16 protein-coding genes are annotated in these 17252 nt (G+C 67.4%); 11 read left to right on the top strand and 5 right to left on the bottom strand.

The features are described 5' to 3' along the window. Positions 1–14 precede the first annotated feature (14 nt). Both J2X01_RS00755 and holA read left to right on the top strand, forming a co-directional pair. The gene (locus J2X01_RS00755) at positions 15–1739 is read left to right on the top strand and encodes a ComEC/Rec2 family competence protein (RefSeq protein ID WP_310049619.1); all 1725 of its coding nucleotides are present in this window, start codon (positions 15–17) and stop codon (positions 1737–1739) included. Then, positions 1673–2686 carry a DNA polymerase III subunit delta gene (holA, locus tag J2X01_RS00750; RefSeq protein ID WP_310049616.1) on the top strand — a complete coding sequence of 338 codons (1014 nt, stop codon included), beginning with the start codon at positions 1673–1675 and terminating at the stop codon, positions 2684–2686. The genes J2X01_RS00755 and holA overlap by 67 nt, the downstream gene beginning before the upstream one ends. A gap of 123 nt (positions 2687–2809) precedes the next feature. Here the strand turns inward: holA and rpsT are convergent, their stop codons facing one another. Further along, entirely contained in the window at positions 2810–3070 is a 261-nt protein-coding gene (gene rpsT / locus J2X01_RS00745; RefSeq protein ID WP_310049613.1) for a 30S ribosomal protein S20, read from the bottom strand. A gap of 173 nt (positions 3071–3243) precedes the next feature. After that, entirely contained in the window at positions 3244–3810 is a 567-nt protein-coding gene (locus tag J2X01_RS00740; RefSeq protein WP_310049610.1) for a type II toxin-antitoxin system PemK/MazF family toxin, read from the bottom strand. A 223-nt stretch (positions 3811–4033) separates the two neighbouring features. Here J2X01_RS00740 and lepA point away from each other — a divergent pair, with 223 nt between their 5' ends. Beyond that, the gene (gene lepA, locus J2X01_RS00735; protein WP_310049607.1) at positions 4034–5887 is read left to right on the top strand and encodes a translation elongation factor 4; all 1854 of its coding nucleotides are present in this window, start codon (positions 4034–4036) and stop codon (positions 5885–5887) included. A 42-nt stretch (positions 5888–5929) separates the two neighbouring features. Continuing rightward, the gene (hemW, locus tag J2X01_RS00730; protein ID WP_310049605.1) at positions 5930–7168 is read left to right on the top strand and encodes a radical SAM family heme chaperone HemW; all 1239 of its coding nucleotides are present in this window, start codon (positions 5930–5932) and stop codon (positions 7166–7168) included. A gap of 98 nt (positions 7169–7266) precedes the next feature. Here the strand turns inward: hemW and J2X01_RS00725 are convergent, their stop codons facing one another. After that, positions 7267–7686: a DUF4870 domain-containing protein gene (locus tag J2X01_RS00725; RefSeq protein ID WP_310049603.1), complete on the bottom strand. Its 420-nt coding sequence runs from the start codon at positions 7684–7686 to the stop codon at positions 7267–7269. A gap of 143 nt (positions 7687–7829) precedes the next feature. Continuing rightward, entirely contained in the window at positions 7830–8672 is an 843-nt protein-coding gene (locus J2X01_RS00720; protein ID WP_310049600.1) for a DUF3097 domain-containing protein, read from the bottom strand. A gap of 212 nt (positions 8673–8884) precedes the next feature. Between J2X01_RS00720 and hrcA the strand changes: the two genes are divergently transcribed. From hrcA to J2X01_RS00705, 3 genes are all read left to right on the top strand, one after another. Next, complete coding sequence (gene hrcA, locus J2X01_RS00715) at positions 8885–9898, top strand: heat-inducible transcriptional repressor HrcA (RefSeq protein ID WP_310049595.1); 1014 nt, start codon at positions 8885–8887, stop codon at positions 9896–9898. 106 nt (positions 9899–10004) lie between these two features. Further along, complete coding sequence (gene dnaJ, locus J2X01_RS00710) at positions 10005–11132, top strand: molecular chaperone DnaJ (RefSeq protein WP_310049591.1); 1128 nt, start codon at positions 10005–10007, stop codon at positions 11130–11132. Positions 11133–11134: 2 nt separating this feature from the next. Next, positions 11135–11914, top strand: a complete 780-nt coding sequence (locus J2X01_RS00705; protein ID WP_310049589.1) for a 16S rRNA (uracil(1498)-N(3))-methyltransferase — start codon at positions 11135–11137, stop codon at positions 11912–11914. A gap of 9 nt (positions 11915–11923) precedes the next feature. Here the strand turns inward: J2X01_RS00705 and J2X01_RS00700 are convergent, their stop codons facing one another. Beyond that, complete coding sequence (locus J2X01_RS00700) at positions 11924–12802, bottom strand: GerMN domain-containing protein (protein WP_310049586.1); 879 nt, start codon at positions 12800–12802, stop codon at positions 11924–11926. A gap of 442 nt (positions 12803–13244) precedes the next feature. On the opposite strand from J2X01_RS00700, the gene J2X01_RS00695 reads away from it, so the two are divergent. The 4 genes from J2X01_RS00695 to era are packed head-to-tail and all read left to right on the top strand — an operon-like array spanning position 13245 to position 17074. Continuing rightward, a complete protein-coding gene (locus J2X01_RS00695; protein WP_310049583.1) occupies positions 13245–14333 on the top strand; it encodes a PhoH family protein in 1089 nt (362 codons plus the stop codon). Continuing rightward, positions 14330–14803: an rRNA maturation RNase YbeY gene (gene ybeY / locus J2X01_RS00690; protein ID WP_310049578.1), complete on the top strand. Its 474-nt coding sequence runs from the start codon at positions 14330–14332 to the stop codon at positions 14801–14803. The genes J2X01_RS00695 and ybeY overlap by 4 nt, the downstream gene beginning before the upstream one ends. Then, complete coding sequence (locus tag J2X01_RS00685; RefSeq protein WP_310049575.1) at positions 14800–16131, top strand: hemolysin family protein; 1332 nt, start codon at positions 14800–14802, stop codon at positions 16129–16131. Before ybeY ends, J2X01_RS00685 begins: the two co-directional genes overlap by 4 nt. Beyond that, a complete protein-coding gene (gene era, locus J2X01_RS00680; RefSeq protein ID WP_310049572.1) occupies positions 16115–17074 on the top strand; it encodes a GTPase Era in 960 nt (319 codons plus the stop codon). The genes J2X01_RS00685 and era overlap by 17 nt, the downstream gene beginning before the upstream one ends. Positions 17075–17252: the final 178 nt, after the last annotated feature.

Raw genomic sequence — 17252 nt, 5'->3', positions numbered from 1 at the left:
GGACGGATGTACGTATGGTCCCCGCGGCACTGCTGGTTTGGTCGGCAGCGGCGGCGGCACACCACCTGAACCCCCTTGCGCTGGCCGTGCTCTGCCTCGTCCTGGTGGCAGGTTCCGGGCTGCTTCTGCTTCGGGCGTCGTCCAGCGCCGGCGCGCGGGCACTGGACGGCCGGCCCCGGCGGAGCTTCCCCGCGACGCTGGCCGTGGCGCTGCTCCTCGCCGCCGCGGCCGGGGGGAACGCAGCCGACGAGTCCTCGCGGCGGCATCAAAGTGCCGTGGCCGCGGCAGCCACGGCACACACAGCCGTCACGGTGGAAGTGGAGGTGACCGGGGCGCCGCGTCGGCTCAAGACGCCCGGGCGTTCCGGACTGGCGGACCGGTGGGCAGTACCGGTCACCCTGATCGACATGTCCTTCGATTCGCACCAGGTGCAAGCGCGGGCCAGGCTGCTGGTCCTGGGTGGCGCCGGCTGGGAAGATGCAGCCCCGGGGCAGCGGATCCGTACCACCGGAAAACTCAAGCCGTCCGAGCCCGGGCAGCCGGAAGCGGCAGTCCTGTCGGCGAGCTCTGCCCCGCTTACACTCGGGCCGCCGGGTCTGTGGCAGCAGGGCCCTGGCGAGCTTCGCGGGCGTTTCACCGCTGCCGCCGGGCACTTCGACGGCGACGCCCGGGGGCTCCTGCCGGGAATGGTCACCGGTGACACGAGCGCCCTGGACGCCGAGCTGGACACGGCCATGAAATCCGTCGGAATGACCCATCTGACTGCGGTCAGCGGGGCCAATTGCAGCCTGATCCTGGGTGCGCTGCTGCTGGCCGCCCGCAACCTGCGCTGCAGCCGGGCTTCCGCGGCAGTCCTCAGTCTCTTGGGGCTCGGACTCTTTGTGCTGATGGTTGGCCCGGACGCCAGTGTCCTGCGCGCCTCGGTGATGGGAGCCATTGGACTCGTGGCGCTGGCCGGCGGCCGACCCGGACGGGGTTTGAGCTTCCTGTGCCTGGCCGTGATCGGTCTGCTCCTGGCCCAGCCGGAGCTGTCCATCAGCTTCGGATTCCTGCTGTCCGTGCTGGCAACCCTCGGCATCGTCATGACAGGGCGGCCGATCATGTCCTGGTTCCCGGCGGCGGTCCCGCGCTGGGTGGCAGCGGCAGTCGCCGTTCCGTTGTCCGCGCAGGCCTTCTGCGGCCCGGTGATTGTGCTGCTTCAGCCGCAGTTCAGCAGTTACGCCCTGCCAGCCAACATGGCCGCCGCGGTCCTCGTCGCCCCGGTCACGCTGCTGGGGACCGCGGCAGTGCCGCTGGTGCCGCTGTCCCCGGTGCTCGCCGCTGCGCCCCTGGGCGTCGCTGCTGCCTTCGCGAACGGCGTGGGAGGAGTCGCCCGCTTCTTCGCCGGCCTTCCGGGCGCGGTCCTCCCGTGGCCGGAGGGAGCCTTCGGCGCCGTCACGATGGCGCTCTTCTCCGCCGTCTGCCTCGCCGCCTGGTGGCTGGCGTTCCACCCCGCCCGGACCGCAGGCCTGGCTCTGGCCGCACACGGGCGGACCGTCACCCTGCTCGGCCGGATGCCACGGTTCCCCGATGGCCTGCGGGCGCTGTGGCGAGGGCGTCGGACCGGCTTGGTGCACCGCCCGGGGCGTGGCAGGCTTAGAGTCTGCAATCAATCTTCCGGGAGGAAACCTCAGTGGCTGCTGCCCAGACCCCACGCGCCCGGCCCGCGGCATCGAAGACCGCCACCTGGCGCGATGTGACGCCGGCCGCCGTCGTGCTGGTTGGCGGACCGGAAGATTATCTGGGTTCGCGGGCCATGGACCGCGTCCGGGCCCAGGTCCGCGCCGCGGACCCCGACGTCGAAGTCACCAGGCTGAATGCCTCCAGTTATGAGCCCGGCTCCCTCGCCATGAATGTCAGCCCGTCCCTCTTCGGCGAACGGAAGCTCATCGAGGTGGAAGGCCTGGAGGGCATGAACGATGCGTTTTTGGCAGACGCGCTCAAGTACCTCGCCCGGCCCGAACCCGATGCTGTCCTGGTCCTCCGCCATGGAGGCGGTGTGCGGGGAAAGAAGCTCCTGGACGCGATCAAGGCCGGCGGGTGGCCGGTGGTGGACTGCCAGCCGCTGAAGAAGGACGCCGACAAGATCGCCTTCGTCACCTCGGAGTTCAAGGCGGCGTCCCGGCGTATTGATCCCGACGCAGTGCACGCCCTGGTCAACGCCGTCGGAGCCCATCTGGCCGAACTGGCGGCGGCCTGCAGCCAATTGATCGCCGACGCTGCCACCGGGGTGGACTCGGCCATGGTGGACCGGTATTACGGCGGCAGGGTGGAAGCCAGTGCTTTCAAGGTCGCCGATGCCGCCATGGCAGGGAACGCCCCGCTGGCGCTGTCCACGCTCCGGCACGCCCTCGCGACGGGGGCGGACCCGGTTCCGCTGGTGGCTGCGCTGGCATCGAAGCTCCGCACCCTCGCCAAGGTCGCTGGTGCCCAGGGATCCTCGTCCCAGATTGCCAAGCAGCTGGGCATGCAGCCCTGGCTGGTCGAGCAGGCGCAGCGGGAAGTGCGGCGGTGGACTCCGGACGGCCTCGTCCGGTCCATCCAGGTGACTGCCGAGGCCGACGCGCAGGTCAAGGGCCTTTCCCGGGACCCGGTCTACGCCGTGGAGCATGCCGTGACGGTGATTGCGACGTCTGTGCGCCGCTGACCTTGGACCAGTCTGCACCGCACTGTCGGGACAGCGCCGCTGCCGCCTTTTTGGCTGTTTAACTGGAAGTGGCCGGCACCCGAGGGTGCCGGCCACAATCATCAGTTCAGTGAACTGGAAACCTTACAGCGCGTTGACCTTCTTGGAGATGGCCGACTTGCGGTTTGCAGCGTTGTTCTTGTGGAGAACGCCCTTGCTGACAGCCTTGTCCAGCTTGCGGCTGGCGGAAAGCATTGCGGCCGCCGCAGCATCCTTGTCGGTGGACTCAACGGCGGTGTTGACGGCGCGGATGGCCGTCTTCAGCTCGGACTTGACTGCGTTGTTGCGCAGGCGTGCCTTCTCGTTGGTGAGGATGCGCTTCTTCTGGGACTTAATATTAGCCACGTGTGAACTCTCTTTTTCAATGCGGAAAATGGTCTAGAGGGCTTTCAGATTGGCCATTGACTGAGCGGCGTGGGGATACCTATGGCGACCAACCATCTGTGGCCGTCGACCTGCACGGACACACAGCTGTCAATAGTAGCAGAGACGCCGGCAGGGTGGTGATTCGAGGCCGTTCAGCGCCAGCCCTGGCGGGTCTGCAGGGCAGTGGCGATGGCGCCGAACCTTCGTGCGTCGAGAATGGCGCCCTCCCGGCGGACATCCTCCGGATTAATCTGCAGGATGCGGTCCAGTTTCGCCTCGCTGGGGCGCCCCTGCCGGTCCCAGGGGCCGGTACCGATGTCCACGTAGTCGTCGGCGCGGCGCGCGTCGCCGTCGTGGTCCTTGCTGGTCAGCATGAGGCCAAGCAGATAGCGGCCGCTGGTGCCCACCAGCAGCACCGGCCGGTCCTTGCCCCGCGAGTGATCCTCTTCATAGGGCACCCAGGTCCAGACAATCTCGCCTGGCTCCGGGCGGCCGTTGGGGGAGGGGGCGTAACTGGCTTTCGCCGTTCCGTGAAAGTCGCCGGGATAGCTGCCGGTCACCCCGGCCGCACCGGACCTGGCCTTGGTGCCGGAGCCGCCGGGCGCGCCGGAGCTCGCCTTGGTGGTGCCGGAGCTCCCGGGTGCGGAGCCGGGGCGGCCCTCCAGGAGGCGCAACGTACTGCGGACCGCATTGCTGATCGAGCGTAAGTTCCAAGCCATGGGGCCACCCTACCGGCAGCGCGGCCACGGGCGGGGCCCGCGGCCAAAAGCGGGAACGAGGATCTGCGGGGAAAACTGAGTCGGCGCCGGAATGCACGGATGCACTCCCACAGGCCCGGACGTGGGAGACTGTAGGTTCAGATATGCGGCACGTCGCAGTTGGGAACCCAGCCTCATCGCCGACCGTGCACAGCCAACAGAATGCCAAGAGTAAGGACCCTGCGTGTCTCCCATGGCCCGCACCGCCCCGGTGCCCGCCGCAACAGATCCGGCCATTATCCGGAACTTTTGCATCATTGCGCACATTGACCACGGCAAATCCACACTGGCCGACCGGATGCTCCAGTACACCGGCGTTGTCCAGTCCCGTGACATGAAGGCCCAGTACCTGGACCGCATGGACATTGAGCGCGAACGCGGCATCACGATCAAGTCCCAGGCCGTCCGTATGCCCTGGGAGCTCGACGGAACCAGCTATGCGCTGAACATGATCGACACGCCCGGACACGTTGACTTCACCTACGAGGTTTCCCGCTCGCTCGCTGCCTGCGAAGGCGCAGTGCTGCTCGTCGACGCCGCGCAGGGCATCGAGGCCCAAACCCTCGCCAACCTCTACCTGGCGATGGAAAACAACCTCACGATCATCCCGGTCCTGAACAAGATCGACCTCCCGGCTGCCCAGCCCGAGAAGTACGCGGCGGAACTCGCCAGCCTGATCGGCGGCGACCCCGACGACGTGCTCCGCGTCTCCGGCAAGACCGGCATGGGCGTCGAAGTCCTGCTCGACAAGATCGTCCGCGACCTTCCCGCCCCCGTCGGTGACCCGAACGCCCCGGCCCGCGCCATGATCTTCGACTCGGTCTACGACACCTACCGCGGCGTGGTCACCTACGTACGTGTCGTTGACGGCATGCTGCACCCCCGCGAACGCATCCAGATGATGTCCACCCGGGCCACGCACGAACTCCTCGAGATCGGCGTGAGCTCCCCGGAGCCCACCCCGTCCAAGGGCCTCGGCGTCGGCGAAGTGGGCTACCTCATCACCGGTGTGAAGGACGTCCGCCTGTCCAAGGTGGGCGACACCGTCACCAACCTGGCCAAGCCGGCGACCGAATCCCTGCCCGGCTACGCGGATGCCAAGCCCATGGTCTTCTCCGGCCTGTACCCGCTGGATGGCACGGACTATCCGGTGCTCCGGGACGCGTTGGAAAAGCTGATGCTCAACGACGCCGCACTGGTCTACGAGCCCGAAACGTCAGCCGCCCTGGGTTTCGGGTTCCGCGTTGGTTTCCTCGGCCTGCTGCACCTGGAAATCACCCGTGAGCGGCTCGAACGCGAGTACAAGCTGGATCTGATCTCCACCGCCCCCAACGTGGAATACGAGGTGACGCTGGAGGACAAGAGAGTCGTCCACGTCACGAACCCCAGCGAATACCCGAGCGGCAAAATCGCCGAAGTCCGCGAACCGATGGTCGCCGCCACCATCCTGGCGCCGAACGAGTTTGTCGGCGCCATCATGGAGCTGTGCCAGAGCCGGCGCGGCGTCATGGGCGGCATGGACTATCTCTCCGAGGACCGGGTGGAAATCCGTTACCGCCTGCCGCTGGCCGAGATCGTGTTCGATTTCTTCGACATCCTCAAGTCCAAGACCCGCGGCTACGGGTCGCTGGACTGGAAGGCCGACGGCGAGCAGGTCGCCGATCTGGTCAAGGTCGACATTATGCTCCAGGGCGAGCAGGTGGACGCGTTCTCGGCCATCACACACCGCGACAAGGCCTACGCCTACGGTGTGATGATGACCGGCAAGCTGCGTGAACTCATTCCGCGCCAGCAGTTCGAGGTGCCCATCCAGGCCGCCATTGGCTCCCGGATCATCGCCCGGGAAAGCATCCGCGCCATCCGCAAGGACGTGCTCGCCAAGTGCTACGGCGGCGACATCACCCGGAAGCGGAAACTGCTGGAAAAGCAGAAGGAAGGCAAGAAGCGCATGAAGATGGTGGGCCGCGTCGAGGTCCCGCAGGAGGCCTTCATCGCCGCCCTCACCACGGACGAGTCCAAGGACAAGGCCAAGAAGTAGCGGTGCTGGTGAAGACTGTCCCGATGCAGGCCGGCGGCGCCCGTGCCTAGCGCCCTTCCGCTGGGCGACCCGGCCCCGCCCGACGGGCTGCTGCCCGGCCAGGCGCTCGACGGCGCCGCGGGCCGCGCCTTCGGGCTCTACGTGCACATTCCGTTCTGCGCCGTGCGCTGCGGGTACTGCGACTTCAACACCTACACCGCCACGGAACTTGGCGGCGGGGCGTCCCAGGACGCCTACGCCGGCACTGCCGTCGCGGAAGTCGACTTCGCAGCCGCTGTCCTGAAAAACAGCGGCCTGCCCGCGCGTCCGCTCAGCACGGTCTTTTTCGGCGGCGGCACGCCCACGCTGCTGCCGGCCGAAGACCTGGCCCGCATCCTCAGGGCCGCCGTCGCGGCGTGGGGCCTCGAGCCCGGCGCCGAGGTGACCACCGAAGCAAACCCGGATTCCGTCACCCCCGCTTCACTCCAGCTGCTCGCCGACGCCGGCTTCACCCGGGTGTCCTTCGGCATGCAGTCGGCCGTGCCGCACGTCCTTAAGGTGCTGGACCGCACCCACACGCCCAGCCGCGTGCCCGAGGCGGTCCGGTGGGCCCGGGACGCGGGCCTGGACGTCAGCCTCGACCTGATCTACGGGACGCCGGGGGAGTCGCTGGAGGACTGGCGCTTCTCACTCGAGACGGCACTGTCCTACGCCCCCGACCACATCAGCGCCTACGCGCTCATTGTCGAGGACGGCACCAAACTGGCCGCGCAGATCCGCCGCGGCGAGGTGCCGGAAATCGACGACGACGATCACGCGGCCAAGTACGAACTCGCCGATGAACTCATCTCCGCGGCCGGGCTCGCCTGGTACGAGGTCAGCAACTGGTCCCGCACCCCGGAGCAGGCCTGCCGGCACAACCTGGCCTACTGGCGGGGGGACGACTGGTGGGGCATCGGCCCCGGTGCGCACTCGCACGTCGGCGGCGTCCGGTGGTGGAACGTCAAGCACCCCACCGCTTATGCGAACCGCCTGGGTGCCGGGCTGTCGCCTGCCGCCGGCCGGGAGACCCTTGATTCCCAGACCCGCAACGTGGAGCGCGTCATGCTGGAGGCCCGCCTGAACTCCGGGCTCGACATCCCAAGCCTCGGGGGCCTGGGTGACACCGGGCGGCACGCCGTCGCCGGTCTCATCGCCGACGGCCTCGTGGACCCCGCGGCTGCATTCAAGGGCCGGCTCGTCCTCACGCTCAAGGGCCGGCTGCTGGCCGACGCCGTGGTCCGCAGGATCCTGCCGGACTAAGCCAGCGGACCAGGCCGCCCGAAAAGGCTCCGCACAAAAAAGCCGGCCGCCAGCCCTGATGGGCAGCGGCCGGCTCCAATGCCCGGGTGCGGGCTCAGCTATTTAATCCAGCGGAGGTTGAACTCGTAGCGGTGCGGCTGGCCGCGGTTGACGTGGATGCCCGCAGCCACCGAGAAGCACGTCACAGCGATCCAGATGAGCGTGGCCAGGACGGCGAAAATATTGCCCACGACCGGTACAAACACCAGCAGGTTGCACAACACGGCCGCAATCGTGGGAGGCAGCGTAAAGTTCAGGGCCTCCTTGGACTCCTGCGCCGTGAAGGGGCCCCGGTCCTTGAAGATCAGGTAGATCAGCAGCGCGGGAACGCAGCCCAGGATGCCCCCGAAGTGGGCAAGCGTGGCCCACTGCCGGTCCTCATTCGCCGTCAGCGGCAGCGCATTCGCGGGAACGCCATGGTACGGGGGCTGGCCATGGCCAAGCTGATTGCCAGTCTGGTCGCGTGCGTCATCTGCCACGGTGTCGTCCTTCGGATTGCGGTGCTGCGTCGGTGCGTGGAGTTGCCGGGGCCGTGCCAGGAGCACAGCCGCCGTACCAAGAATACTTGCTCGGGGGCCGAATCGAGGATCGGCCCGCTGGCGGCGGCCCGCCGCGGCGTTCCTCAGGGAACGGTGAGGAAGTCAATGACCTCTTCCACCCGGCCCAGCAGGGAGGGCTCCAGGTCCGCGTAGCTGCGGACCGCACCGAGGAGCTTCTGCCAGCCCAGGCCAATGTCCTCCTTGGTGCTGTGCGGCCAGCCGAACGCCGTCAGGATGCCGGTCTTCCAATCCACCCCGCGCGGGATCACCGGCCACTTCTCGATTCCCAGCACGGACGGCCGGATCGCCTGCCAGACATCCACATAGGGATGGCCCACAATCAGCACGTTCCCCGCAGCCCCGGGGGAGGCCATCACGGCTTGGGCGATCCGGGACTCCTTGGAATCCGGCACCAGGTGGTCCACCAGGACGCCCAGCCGGCGTCCGGGTCCGGGCCGGAAGGCGGCGACGGCGCCGGCCAGGTCGTCAATGCCGTGCAACGGCTCGACCACGATGCCCTCCACCCGGAGATCGTCGCCCCAGACCCTTTCGACGAGTTCGGCGTCGTGCTTGCCCTCCACCCAGATCCGGCTTGCCTTTGCGACCTGGGCGCGCTGGCCCTGTACGCGGACAGAGCCCGAGGCGGTGCGGGTTCCTGCCGCCGCGGCGCGCGGCGCCGGTGGCATCAGCCGGATCGGCTGTCCCTCCAGCAGGAAGCCAAAGCCGAGCCTGAAGGACCGGGACTTGCCGCGGCGGTCTTCAAGGGCGACGACGTGCATCCCGCCGGACTTCTCCACGCGGGTGACGGCGCCGACCCAACCGGACTGCACATCTTCGAGCACCATGCCGCGTTCCACCGGCACTTCCGGCAGTTGCGTCTTGGCGGGGGCGGACAGGTCCTGCGGACCCCAGTTCTGGTACGACATCGGTTACACACTGCTTTGCACTCGGATTGCTGCGGCGGGCTGTGCCCGAAAACACCAGCCCCAGGAAGAACGCCCGGAGCGAATCCAATGCTAACAACGCGGCGACTCATATTAGACTGGTTAGCACTTAGGCATGTCGAGTGCTAACACAGCGCGTCCGGAGCGGCCGCTACGGCGGCATCGGATGCGGGACAGTCGATTGGAGGTGGAGCGTGAGCGAACCGCGCAAACTCGAAGTGCTGCGCGCCATCGTGGAGGACTACGTCCATTCACGGGAACCCGTCGGCTCCAAGGCCCTCGTCGAGCGGCACCACCTGGGCGTGTCCAGCGCCACGATCCGCAATGACATGGCGGCCCTGGAAGATGATGGCCTCATCACCGCACCGCATACGAGTGCCGGGCGGATTCCCACCGACAAGGGCTACCGGCTCTTCGTGGACCAGATTTCGGCGGTCAAACCGCTCTCCCCGGCGGAACGGCGCGCCATCCAGGCCTTGCTGGAGGGCTCCGACGACCTCGACGACGTGCTGGAGCGCACCGTGCGGCTGCTCTCGCAGCTGACCCACCAGGTCGCCGTGGTGCAATATCCGCATCTGAGCAGGGCCAAGGTACGGCACATCGAATTCGTCCTGTTGGCACCCCGTAAGGTGCTCGTGGTGTTGATCGCGGACACCGGCAAAGTGGAACAGCGCGTCATTGACGTGGGGCAGGACCTGTCCGAGGAGGCCCTGTCCGAGCTGCGGACGCGTTTCCTCGGAAGCCTCTCCGGGACACCGCTGAACCTGCTGCCGCAATCGTTGAAGTCCGTGGTTGTCACCTGCCCGGCCGCGCGCCGCGCCGACGCACAGGCCTTGGCCCGGGGCCTGGAGGCGCTGGCCGCGAGCAGCCGCGAGGAGCGCATGGTCATGGCCGGAACCGCCAACCTCGCCCGCTCCAACGTGGACTTCCCGCTCAGCATCGGCCCGGTACTGGAAGCGCTCGAGGAGCAGGTGGTCATGCTCCGCCTGCTGGGTGACATGGCCGCGGACCCGAGGGGTGTGACCGTCAGTATTGGCCGGGAGAATCCATACGACGGGCTCGCGGAGGCCTCGGTGGTGGCGACCGGCTACGGCCCGGACGCGAGCTCGAAGATCGGCGTCCTTGGCCCCACCAGGATGGACTATCCGACCACCATGGCCGCGGTCCGGGCGGTGGCCCGCTACCTGTCCAGGATTCTGGGCCCCTGACGGATCACGGCCGACCGTCCGGAACCCACCGGGACACACCGGACGTCCCACCCCACAAGGCTTCTTGCCCCTAACCGGCAGTACAACCAGGAAGAGATACAAAACTTTGAGCAGCCATTACGACGTTCTTGGAGTCTCCCGTGAAGCCACGGGCGAAGAAATCAAGAAGGCCTACCGCAAGCTGGCACGCAACCTCCACCCGGATGTCAATCCCGGGGATGACGCGTCGGACCGTTTCAAGGCCGTCACGCACGCATACGAGGTGCTTTCCGATCCGCAGAAGCGCCGGATCTACGACACCACGGGCAACGAGAACGGCACCGACAACGGCTTCGGCGGCGGCAGCTACTCCGGCCAGGGCTTCGCGTTCCAGGATATTTTCGACACGTTCTTCGGCGCCGGCGGCCAGGCCGGGCCGGCCTCACGGGTCCGCCGCGGCCAGGACGCCCTGATCAGCGTTCGGATCGACCTCCGCGACGCCGTGTTCGGTGTCAACAAGAAGATCGAAGTCGACACGGCCGTCACCTGCCCCACCTGTGAGGGCTCGTGCTGCCGTGAGGGCAGCCACCCGGAACGCTGCGACATCTGCGGCGGCAGCGGCCAGGTCCAGCGCGCCGTGCGCTCCATCCTCGGCCAGGTCATGACGTCTGCCCCCTGCGGTTCCTGCGCGGGCTTCGGCACCGTCATCAACGACCCCTGCAACGAATGCGCCGGCCAGGGCCGGATCCGCAGCCGGCGCACGCTGACAGTCAAGGTTCCCGCCGGCGTCGCCACCGGCACCCGCATCCAGCTCTCCGGCCAGGGCGAGGCCGGACCCGCCGGCGGACCCGCGGGCGACCTCTATGTGGAGATCCGGGTCAACAATGACGCCACCTACGTGCGAGACGGCGATGACCTCCACGCCAGCCTCAACATCCCGATGACTGCCGCCGCGCTGGGCACCGAGATCTCGCTCGACACTTTCGACGGCCGGCAGGAGATCGATGTCAAAGCCGGCACGCAGTCCGGCGAGGTCATCACCCTCCGCGGGCTGGGCGTCACCCACCTGCGCGGCTACGGCCGCGGCGACCTCAAGGTCCACCTGCAGGTGGACACGCCGGCGAAACTCGACCCGGCCCAGGAGGAGCTGCTCCGCCAGCTCGCCAAGCTGCGCGGGGAACACTTCACCGAAGGCAAGCTCGCCGGGACCGGCGGCGTCTTCTCGAAGCTCCGGGACCGGCTCGGTAACCTGTAGCGGTGAGCAACCCGGTCTTTTTCACTGCCCCCGGCACCCTGGACGGGCTGGCCCCCGGCGGCGTCTTCGTCCTTGACGGACCCGAGGCACGCCACGCGGTCACGGTGAAGCGTCTTGCCGTGGGGGAAGCGGTGGATATCGCCGACGGTGCCGGCAAACGGCTCAGCGGAACTGTCGCCGCCGTCGCACCCGGGGAGCTGACGGTGGAATGCACCGCCGTCTCCGACGAGCCCCGGCCTGCGGTCCGGCTCGTCCTGGTCCAGGCCCTCGCGAAAGGGGACCGGGATGAGCTCGCCGCCGAGACTGCCACCGAACTGGGGATCGATGCCGTCATCCCCTGGCAGGCCGAGCGATCGATAGTGCGCTGGAAGGCGGAGCGTGCGGCCAAGGCCCATGCGAAGTGGCAGTCCGTCGTCACGGCGGCCGCCAAGCAGGCCCGCCGGGCCTGGATCCCGGAGGTCCGCACCGCCGTCGACGGCGCCGGGCTGCAGGCGGCAGTGGCTGCCGCCGATCTCGCCATCATCCTGCACGAGGACGCCGTGCGCCCGCTGCGGCAGGTGCTGGAGGCCTGGCAGGGGGCCCGGCCCGCCGGCGACGGGGCGGAGCAGGACGGTGAGGTGCTGCTGATCGTGGGCCCTGAGGGCGGCATCAGCCCGCGGGAAGTCACCAGGCTCTGCGGCGCCGGTGCAGTCACGGCCCTGCTGGGCCACCATGTGCTGCGCTCGTCGACGGCAGGTCCAGCCGCGACGGTCCTCGCCAGCGACATCCTGGGCCGCTGGTAGCCGGTCCGGCTACTTAACCGTGAACCCGCGGGTGTCGACGTTGAGGTCCTCCGCCGGATTGCCGTCCTCAAGCTGGGACACGCGGACCTCATAGTTGCCCGGGCCCAGGTTGACCAAGAGGCTGAAGGCACCTGATTGTCCGGCCTCGGCCGAGGCGGTCATGGTCCCGTTCAGGTATGCGGTCTTGACGTTGCCGTCGATCCGCAGAATCTCCCACCGGAGCCTGCCTCCCGGCGCGGTACTGCGGCCGGAGATCTTGACCGCGCCGTCCGCGATGGAGGTCCCTTCCTGCGGATCAATGATCCACACCGGCGCGACCATCCCGACGCCGCGTGCGGTCGGGGAGCCCAGCCGGACGTGGTTGAACGCGACAAAGTCGGTATGCCCGTCCACGAGCACCACTACCTGGATCTGCTGGCCGGCGTCGATCAGTCCCGCACTCGCGGCGGCCGCCGTCGCCGTGTAGACAAGCTGCTGTACGGCACGCTCGGCCATGGCGGGATCCACATTGGAGTTGAAGGCGTCCGCCGACAGGTCCACCGTGATGACGTTCTTGCCCGAGATGGAGCTTGCCAGCTTCTTCGGATTCTGCCACGGCGTGAAGAAATCCGGGTCGAGCGGCTTCTGGGACATCATGACCCGCAGTGCCCGCGTGACCGGGTTGTCCTGTTCCGGAACTTCACGGAACTCCCGGTACAGGAACGTGCTCTCGTTGCTCCGCCCGATCCAGTACACCGGCGCCTTGTTGGATGCCTGCGTGGTTTCCAGCGGCGCGCTCGTGGTCGGCACCTGGGCAGACGTGACCTGCGACGGAGTACTGGAGTCCGTGATGCCGGGCTGCGGCGTGGCCACGCAGCCGGACAGGGCCAGCGCAGCGGGCAGTACCAACAGCAGCAGGCCAGGACGGAACCGCCTGCCTGCTGTTCTCTGGTCTACACCGCGCTGCCTGATTACCGCCGCCCTTTCGGCCTGGTTTCTGATGGCCCACCTGGGCCCAATCTGTCGGCCCGGCCAGCTGCAAGGCTCGTGCCGGAGGCCGATTTCCAGCATCGCACACGGGCCCGGCGCCAAACCGTGGATTCGCCCGACAGGCAGGAACTGCAACGGGAACGATATGAGGACGATACGAAGTTGATACCAAAATCCGGGAATCCCGGCAGATGACGGACCGATTGGCCGTCAGGAACGCGGCGTGCGGAGCCCCGCACTGGCGTAGGATAAGAGGATCCGCAGACACCCGGAACCAGAAGGCGAGCACCGCCGTCGGGGCCGGATCCGCGGACAAACCATTTCCGAACTGGAGGGGACCAGAGGCCCGCGGGCCAACACCATGACTGAAGCAGCGAACGGCAAGGCCCGGACCAGCGCCGGAGAGCGCTCCACAGGAGAATTTCCCCACTCCCTACCAGGGTTGCGGACAGAGGTGGTCCTGTTCGACAGCTCCGACCAGATGGTCCAGTCCCTCGGAAGTCATGACGAAGCCCTGCGGTACATCGAGACCCAGTTCCCGGCCGTCGACTTCCACGTCCGCGGCAACGAGCTCGCCATCAGCGGCCCGGCAGCGGACGTGCCGCGGATCATGCGCCTGCTCAACGAGGTCCGGGGCCTCGTGGCCCGGGGCACCGTCATCACGCCCGCCGTCCTGCAGCAGCTCGCGTCGATGCTCCGGTCCCAGTCGCTGCAGAACCCGGTCGAGGTGCTTACGCACAACATCCTCTCCAGCCGCGGCAAAACCATCCGGCCGAAAACGCTGAACCAGAAGAACTACGTGGACGCGATTGACGCCAACACGGTGATCTTCGGAATTGGCCCGGCCGGTACCGGCAAGACCTACCTGGCGATGGCCAAGGCCGTCCAGGCGCTGCAGCAGAAGGAAGTCACCCGGATCATCCTGACCCGCCCCGCCGTCGAAGCGGGGGAGCGGCTGGGCTTCCTGCCCGGCACGCTCAGCGACAAGATCGACCCCTACCTGCGGCCGCTCTATGACGCCCTGCACGAAATGATGGACCCCGAATCCATCCCGCGGCTGATAGCAGCCGGCACCATCGAGGTCGCCCCGCTGGCCTACATGCGCGGACGTACGCTCAATGACGCTTTCATCATCCTGGACGAGGCCCAGAACACCACGCCGGAACAGATGAAGATGTTCCTCACCCGGCTGGGCTTCGGCTCAAAAATGGTGGTCACCGGTGACGTCACGCAGGTGGACCTGCCCTTCGGGACCCGGTCGGGCCTGCGGATCGTCGAAGAGATCCTGCAGGGCATCGAGGACGTCAACTTCACCATCCTGGACTCCTCCGACGTCGTCCGGCACCGCCTTGTGGGCGACATCGTCAACGCCTACAGCGTCTGGGACGAGATCCAGCGAAACCGCGTCAAGCACTCCGTGGCCCGGGACAAACGGGAAGAACGCGCATGAGCATCGAGGTCAACAACGAATCCGGCGTCACGGTCGATGAAGCCGAGCTGGTGCAGCTCTCCCGGTTCATTTTCGAACGGCTGTTCATCCACCCGCAGGCCGAACTGTCCATCCTGCTCGTCGACGAGCCGGCCATGGAGAAGCTGCACATCGAACTGATGGACGAACCGGGCTCCACCGACGTGCTCTCGGTGCCCATGGATGAGCTGACCCCGGGCACGCCGGACAAGCCCACCCCCCAGGGCATGCTCGGCGACATCGCCATCTGCCCGCAGGTCGCGGAGGTCCAGGCGCTGAACGCCGGCCACTCCACCCAGGACGAGATGCTGCTGCTCACGACCCACGGCATTCTGCACCTGCTCGGCTTTGATCACGCCGAGCCGGAGGAGAAGGAGGAGATGTTCGGCCTCCAGCGCGAACTGCTCTCGGCCTTCACCGGCAAAGACGCCCCGTCAGAGACGATTCAGTGACGCCACTGATCCTTGCCGGCATGGCGCTGGTGTTTCTTAGCTTTGCGGCGTTCCTGACCGCGGCGGAATCGGCTTTCAACTACCTTTCCCGGCATGATGCCGAAGCTGCGATCCTGCACAGCCGCGGCAACGCGCTGAAGCGCATCATGGCACAGCCCGTCGCTCATATGCGCGCCCTGCGATTCTGGCGCATCTGGTTCGACATGGCCTCCGCCGTCGCCGTGACGGTGTTGTTGAACAGCGTGCTCGACAACGTCTGGCTCTCAGGGCTGATCGCGACCGGCGTTATGGCCCTGCTGGGCTTCGTGATCGTCGGCGTCTCCCCGCGGCAGATCGGCCGGGTGCACTCCGCCGGCCTGGTCCGCTTCAGCGCCCCGCTGATCCGCTGGCTGTGCTGGGTGCTCGGGCCGATCCCGGGCTGGCTCGTCACCCTGGGCAGTGCCGTGGCCCCCGGTGCCCCCGCGGACAACGAGGCCTTCTTCAGCGAAGAGGAATTCCGGGAGCTCGTGGACCGCGCCACGGAGTCCGACGTGATCGAGGACAATGAGGCCGAGCTGATCCAGTCGGTCTTCGATTTCGGCGACACCCTGGTCCGCTCGGTCATGGTGCCGCGTACCGACATCCTCAGCATCGACTCCGGTTCCAGCCTGCACCGGGCGATGTCGCTGTTCCTGCGCTCGGGCTATTCCCGGATCCCCGTGATCGGCGAAAATACGGACCAGGTCCTCGGCATCGTCTACCTCAAGGATGTCGCGGCCGTCATCCATAACCTTGCCCCCGGCGAGGAGCCCCCGGTGGTGGACGAACTGGCCCGCGACGTGCGCTACGTGCCGGACTCCAAGCCGGTAAGCGAACTGCTGCGCGAACTGCAGATGGAATCGACCCACGTCGCGATCGTGATCGACGAGTACGGCGGCACCGCCGGACTCGTCACCCTGGAGGACCTGATCGAGGAAATCGTCGGGGAAATCGTGGACGAGTATGACACTGAAAGCGCGGAGGCCGTGGAGCTCGGCGACGGAAGGTACCGGGTCAGCGCACGGATGAGCATCGATGACCTCGGCGAACTCTTCGACCTGGAGCTCGACGACGACGAAGTGGACACCGTCGGCGGACTGCTCGCCAAGGCCCTCGGGCGGGTGCCGATTGTCGGCAGCACCGTCGCGGTCCACGGGCTGTCCCTCCGGGCCGACCGGCTCGAGGGCCGGCGGAACCGCGTCAGCCACATCATTGCGGCCGCCGTACCAAAGGAACAAACTGACCTTGAAGACCTTCTCGACGAGGCCGCACCAATCCAACAGGGAGTCTCACGTGAGCAAGCAGAATAAGTCCGACGGCGAAGCAGCCCACGGCGGCTACCGGGCCGGATTCGCGGTGCTGGTCGGGCGGCCCAACGCGGGCAAGTCCACCCTCACCAACGCCCTGGTCGGCCAGAAGGTCGCGATCACCTCGGCCAAGCCGCAGACCACGCGGCACACCATCCGCGGGATCGTGCACCGGGCGGACGCGCAGCTGATCCTGGTGGACACCCCGGGCCTGCACCGTCCCCGCACCCTGCTGGGGAAGCGGCTGAACGAGCTCGTCGCCGACACCCTTGCCGAGGTCGATGCGATCGGCTTCTGCCTGCCGGCCAACGAGAAGATCGGCCCGGGCGACAAGTTCATCGCCGCGCAGCTCGCCGCCATCGGCAACAAGCCAGTCATCGCCATCGTGACGAAGTCCGACACCGTCGACCGGCAGGCCCTCACCGAGCAGCTGCTCGCGGTCGCCGCCCTGGGCCGCGAGGTGCTCGGCGAGGACGGCTGGAAGGATATCGTCCCGGTCTCCGCCACCGACGGTTTCCAGGTCGAAACCCTCGCCGACGTGCTGATCGGCCACATGCCGGCGTCACCGCCGCTGTATCCGGACGGTCACCTCACAGACGAACCCGAAGCCGTGATGATCGCCGAACTGATCCGCGAGGCAGCCCTCGAAGGTGTCCGGGACGAACTGCCGCACTCCCTTGCCGTCGTCGTCGATGAGATTGTTCCGCGGGAGGGCCGGCCCGAGGACCGGCCGTTCCTCGACGTCCGGGTCAATCTCTACGTCGAGCGCCCGTCGCAGAAGGCCATTATCATTGGCAAGGGCGGCGCCCGGCTCCGCGAAGTGGGGACCAACGCGCGCAAGGCCATCGAGGCCCTGCTCGGGGCCCGGATCTACCTTGATCTGCATGTGAAAGTCGCCAAGGACTGGCAGCGTGACCCGAAGCAGCTGGTGAAGCTCGGCTTCTAGGCGCCATGCCCGGCGCAGGCGAAGCCTGCGCCGCTCCGATGGGGCCTGCCATCGGGGAATTCCCAGATTCTGACTCTAAAATGGGCGGACCCCGTTCGTGAAAGAAGGCTCAACTGTGTCTCGACCCCGTGAAGACCGTGCAGGCGGAACCGGATCCCCGGTTCGGTCAGGTTCTGTT

The organism is Arthrobacter ginsengisoli (genome assembly GCF_031456935.1).
In the GTDB taxonomy this organism is placed as follows: domain Bacteria; phylum Actinomycetota; class Actinomycetes; order Actinomycetales; family Micrococcaceae; genus Arthrobacter; species Arthrobacter ginsengisoli.
Note: the sequence above shows the minus strand (reverse complement) of the source record. Positions and strands in the feature narration are given on the sequence as shown.

What these genes read in the sequence shown, in the direction of transcription:
- J2X01_RS00755 (WP_310049619.1), top strand. Translation starts at nt 15, where the DNA reads ATGGTCCCCGCGGCACTGCTGGTTTGGTCGGCAGCGGCGGCGGCACAC.
- J2X01_RS00740 (WP_310049610.1), bottom strand. Translation starts at nt 3,810, where the DNA reads ATGGCTTGGAACTTACGCTCGATCAGCAATGCGGTCCGCAGTACGTTG.
- J2X01_RS00720 (WP_310049600.1), bottom strand. Translation starts at nt 8,672, where the DNA reads ATGTCGTACCAGAACTGGGGTCCGCAGGACCTGTCCGCCCCCGCCAAG.
- J2X01_RS00695 (WP_310049583.1), top strand. Translation starts at nt 13,245, where the DNA reads ATGACTGAAGCAGCGAACGGCAAGGCCCGGACCAGCGCCGGAGAGCGC.
- ybeY (WP_310049578.1), top strand. Translation starts at nt 14,330, where the DNA reads ATGAGCATCGAGGTCAACAACGAATCCGGCGTCACGGTCGATGAAGCC.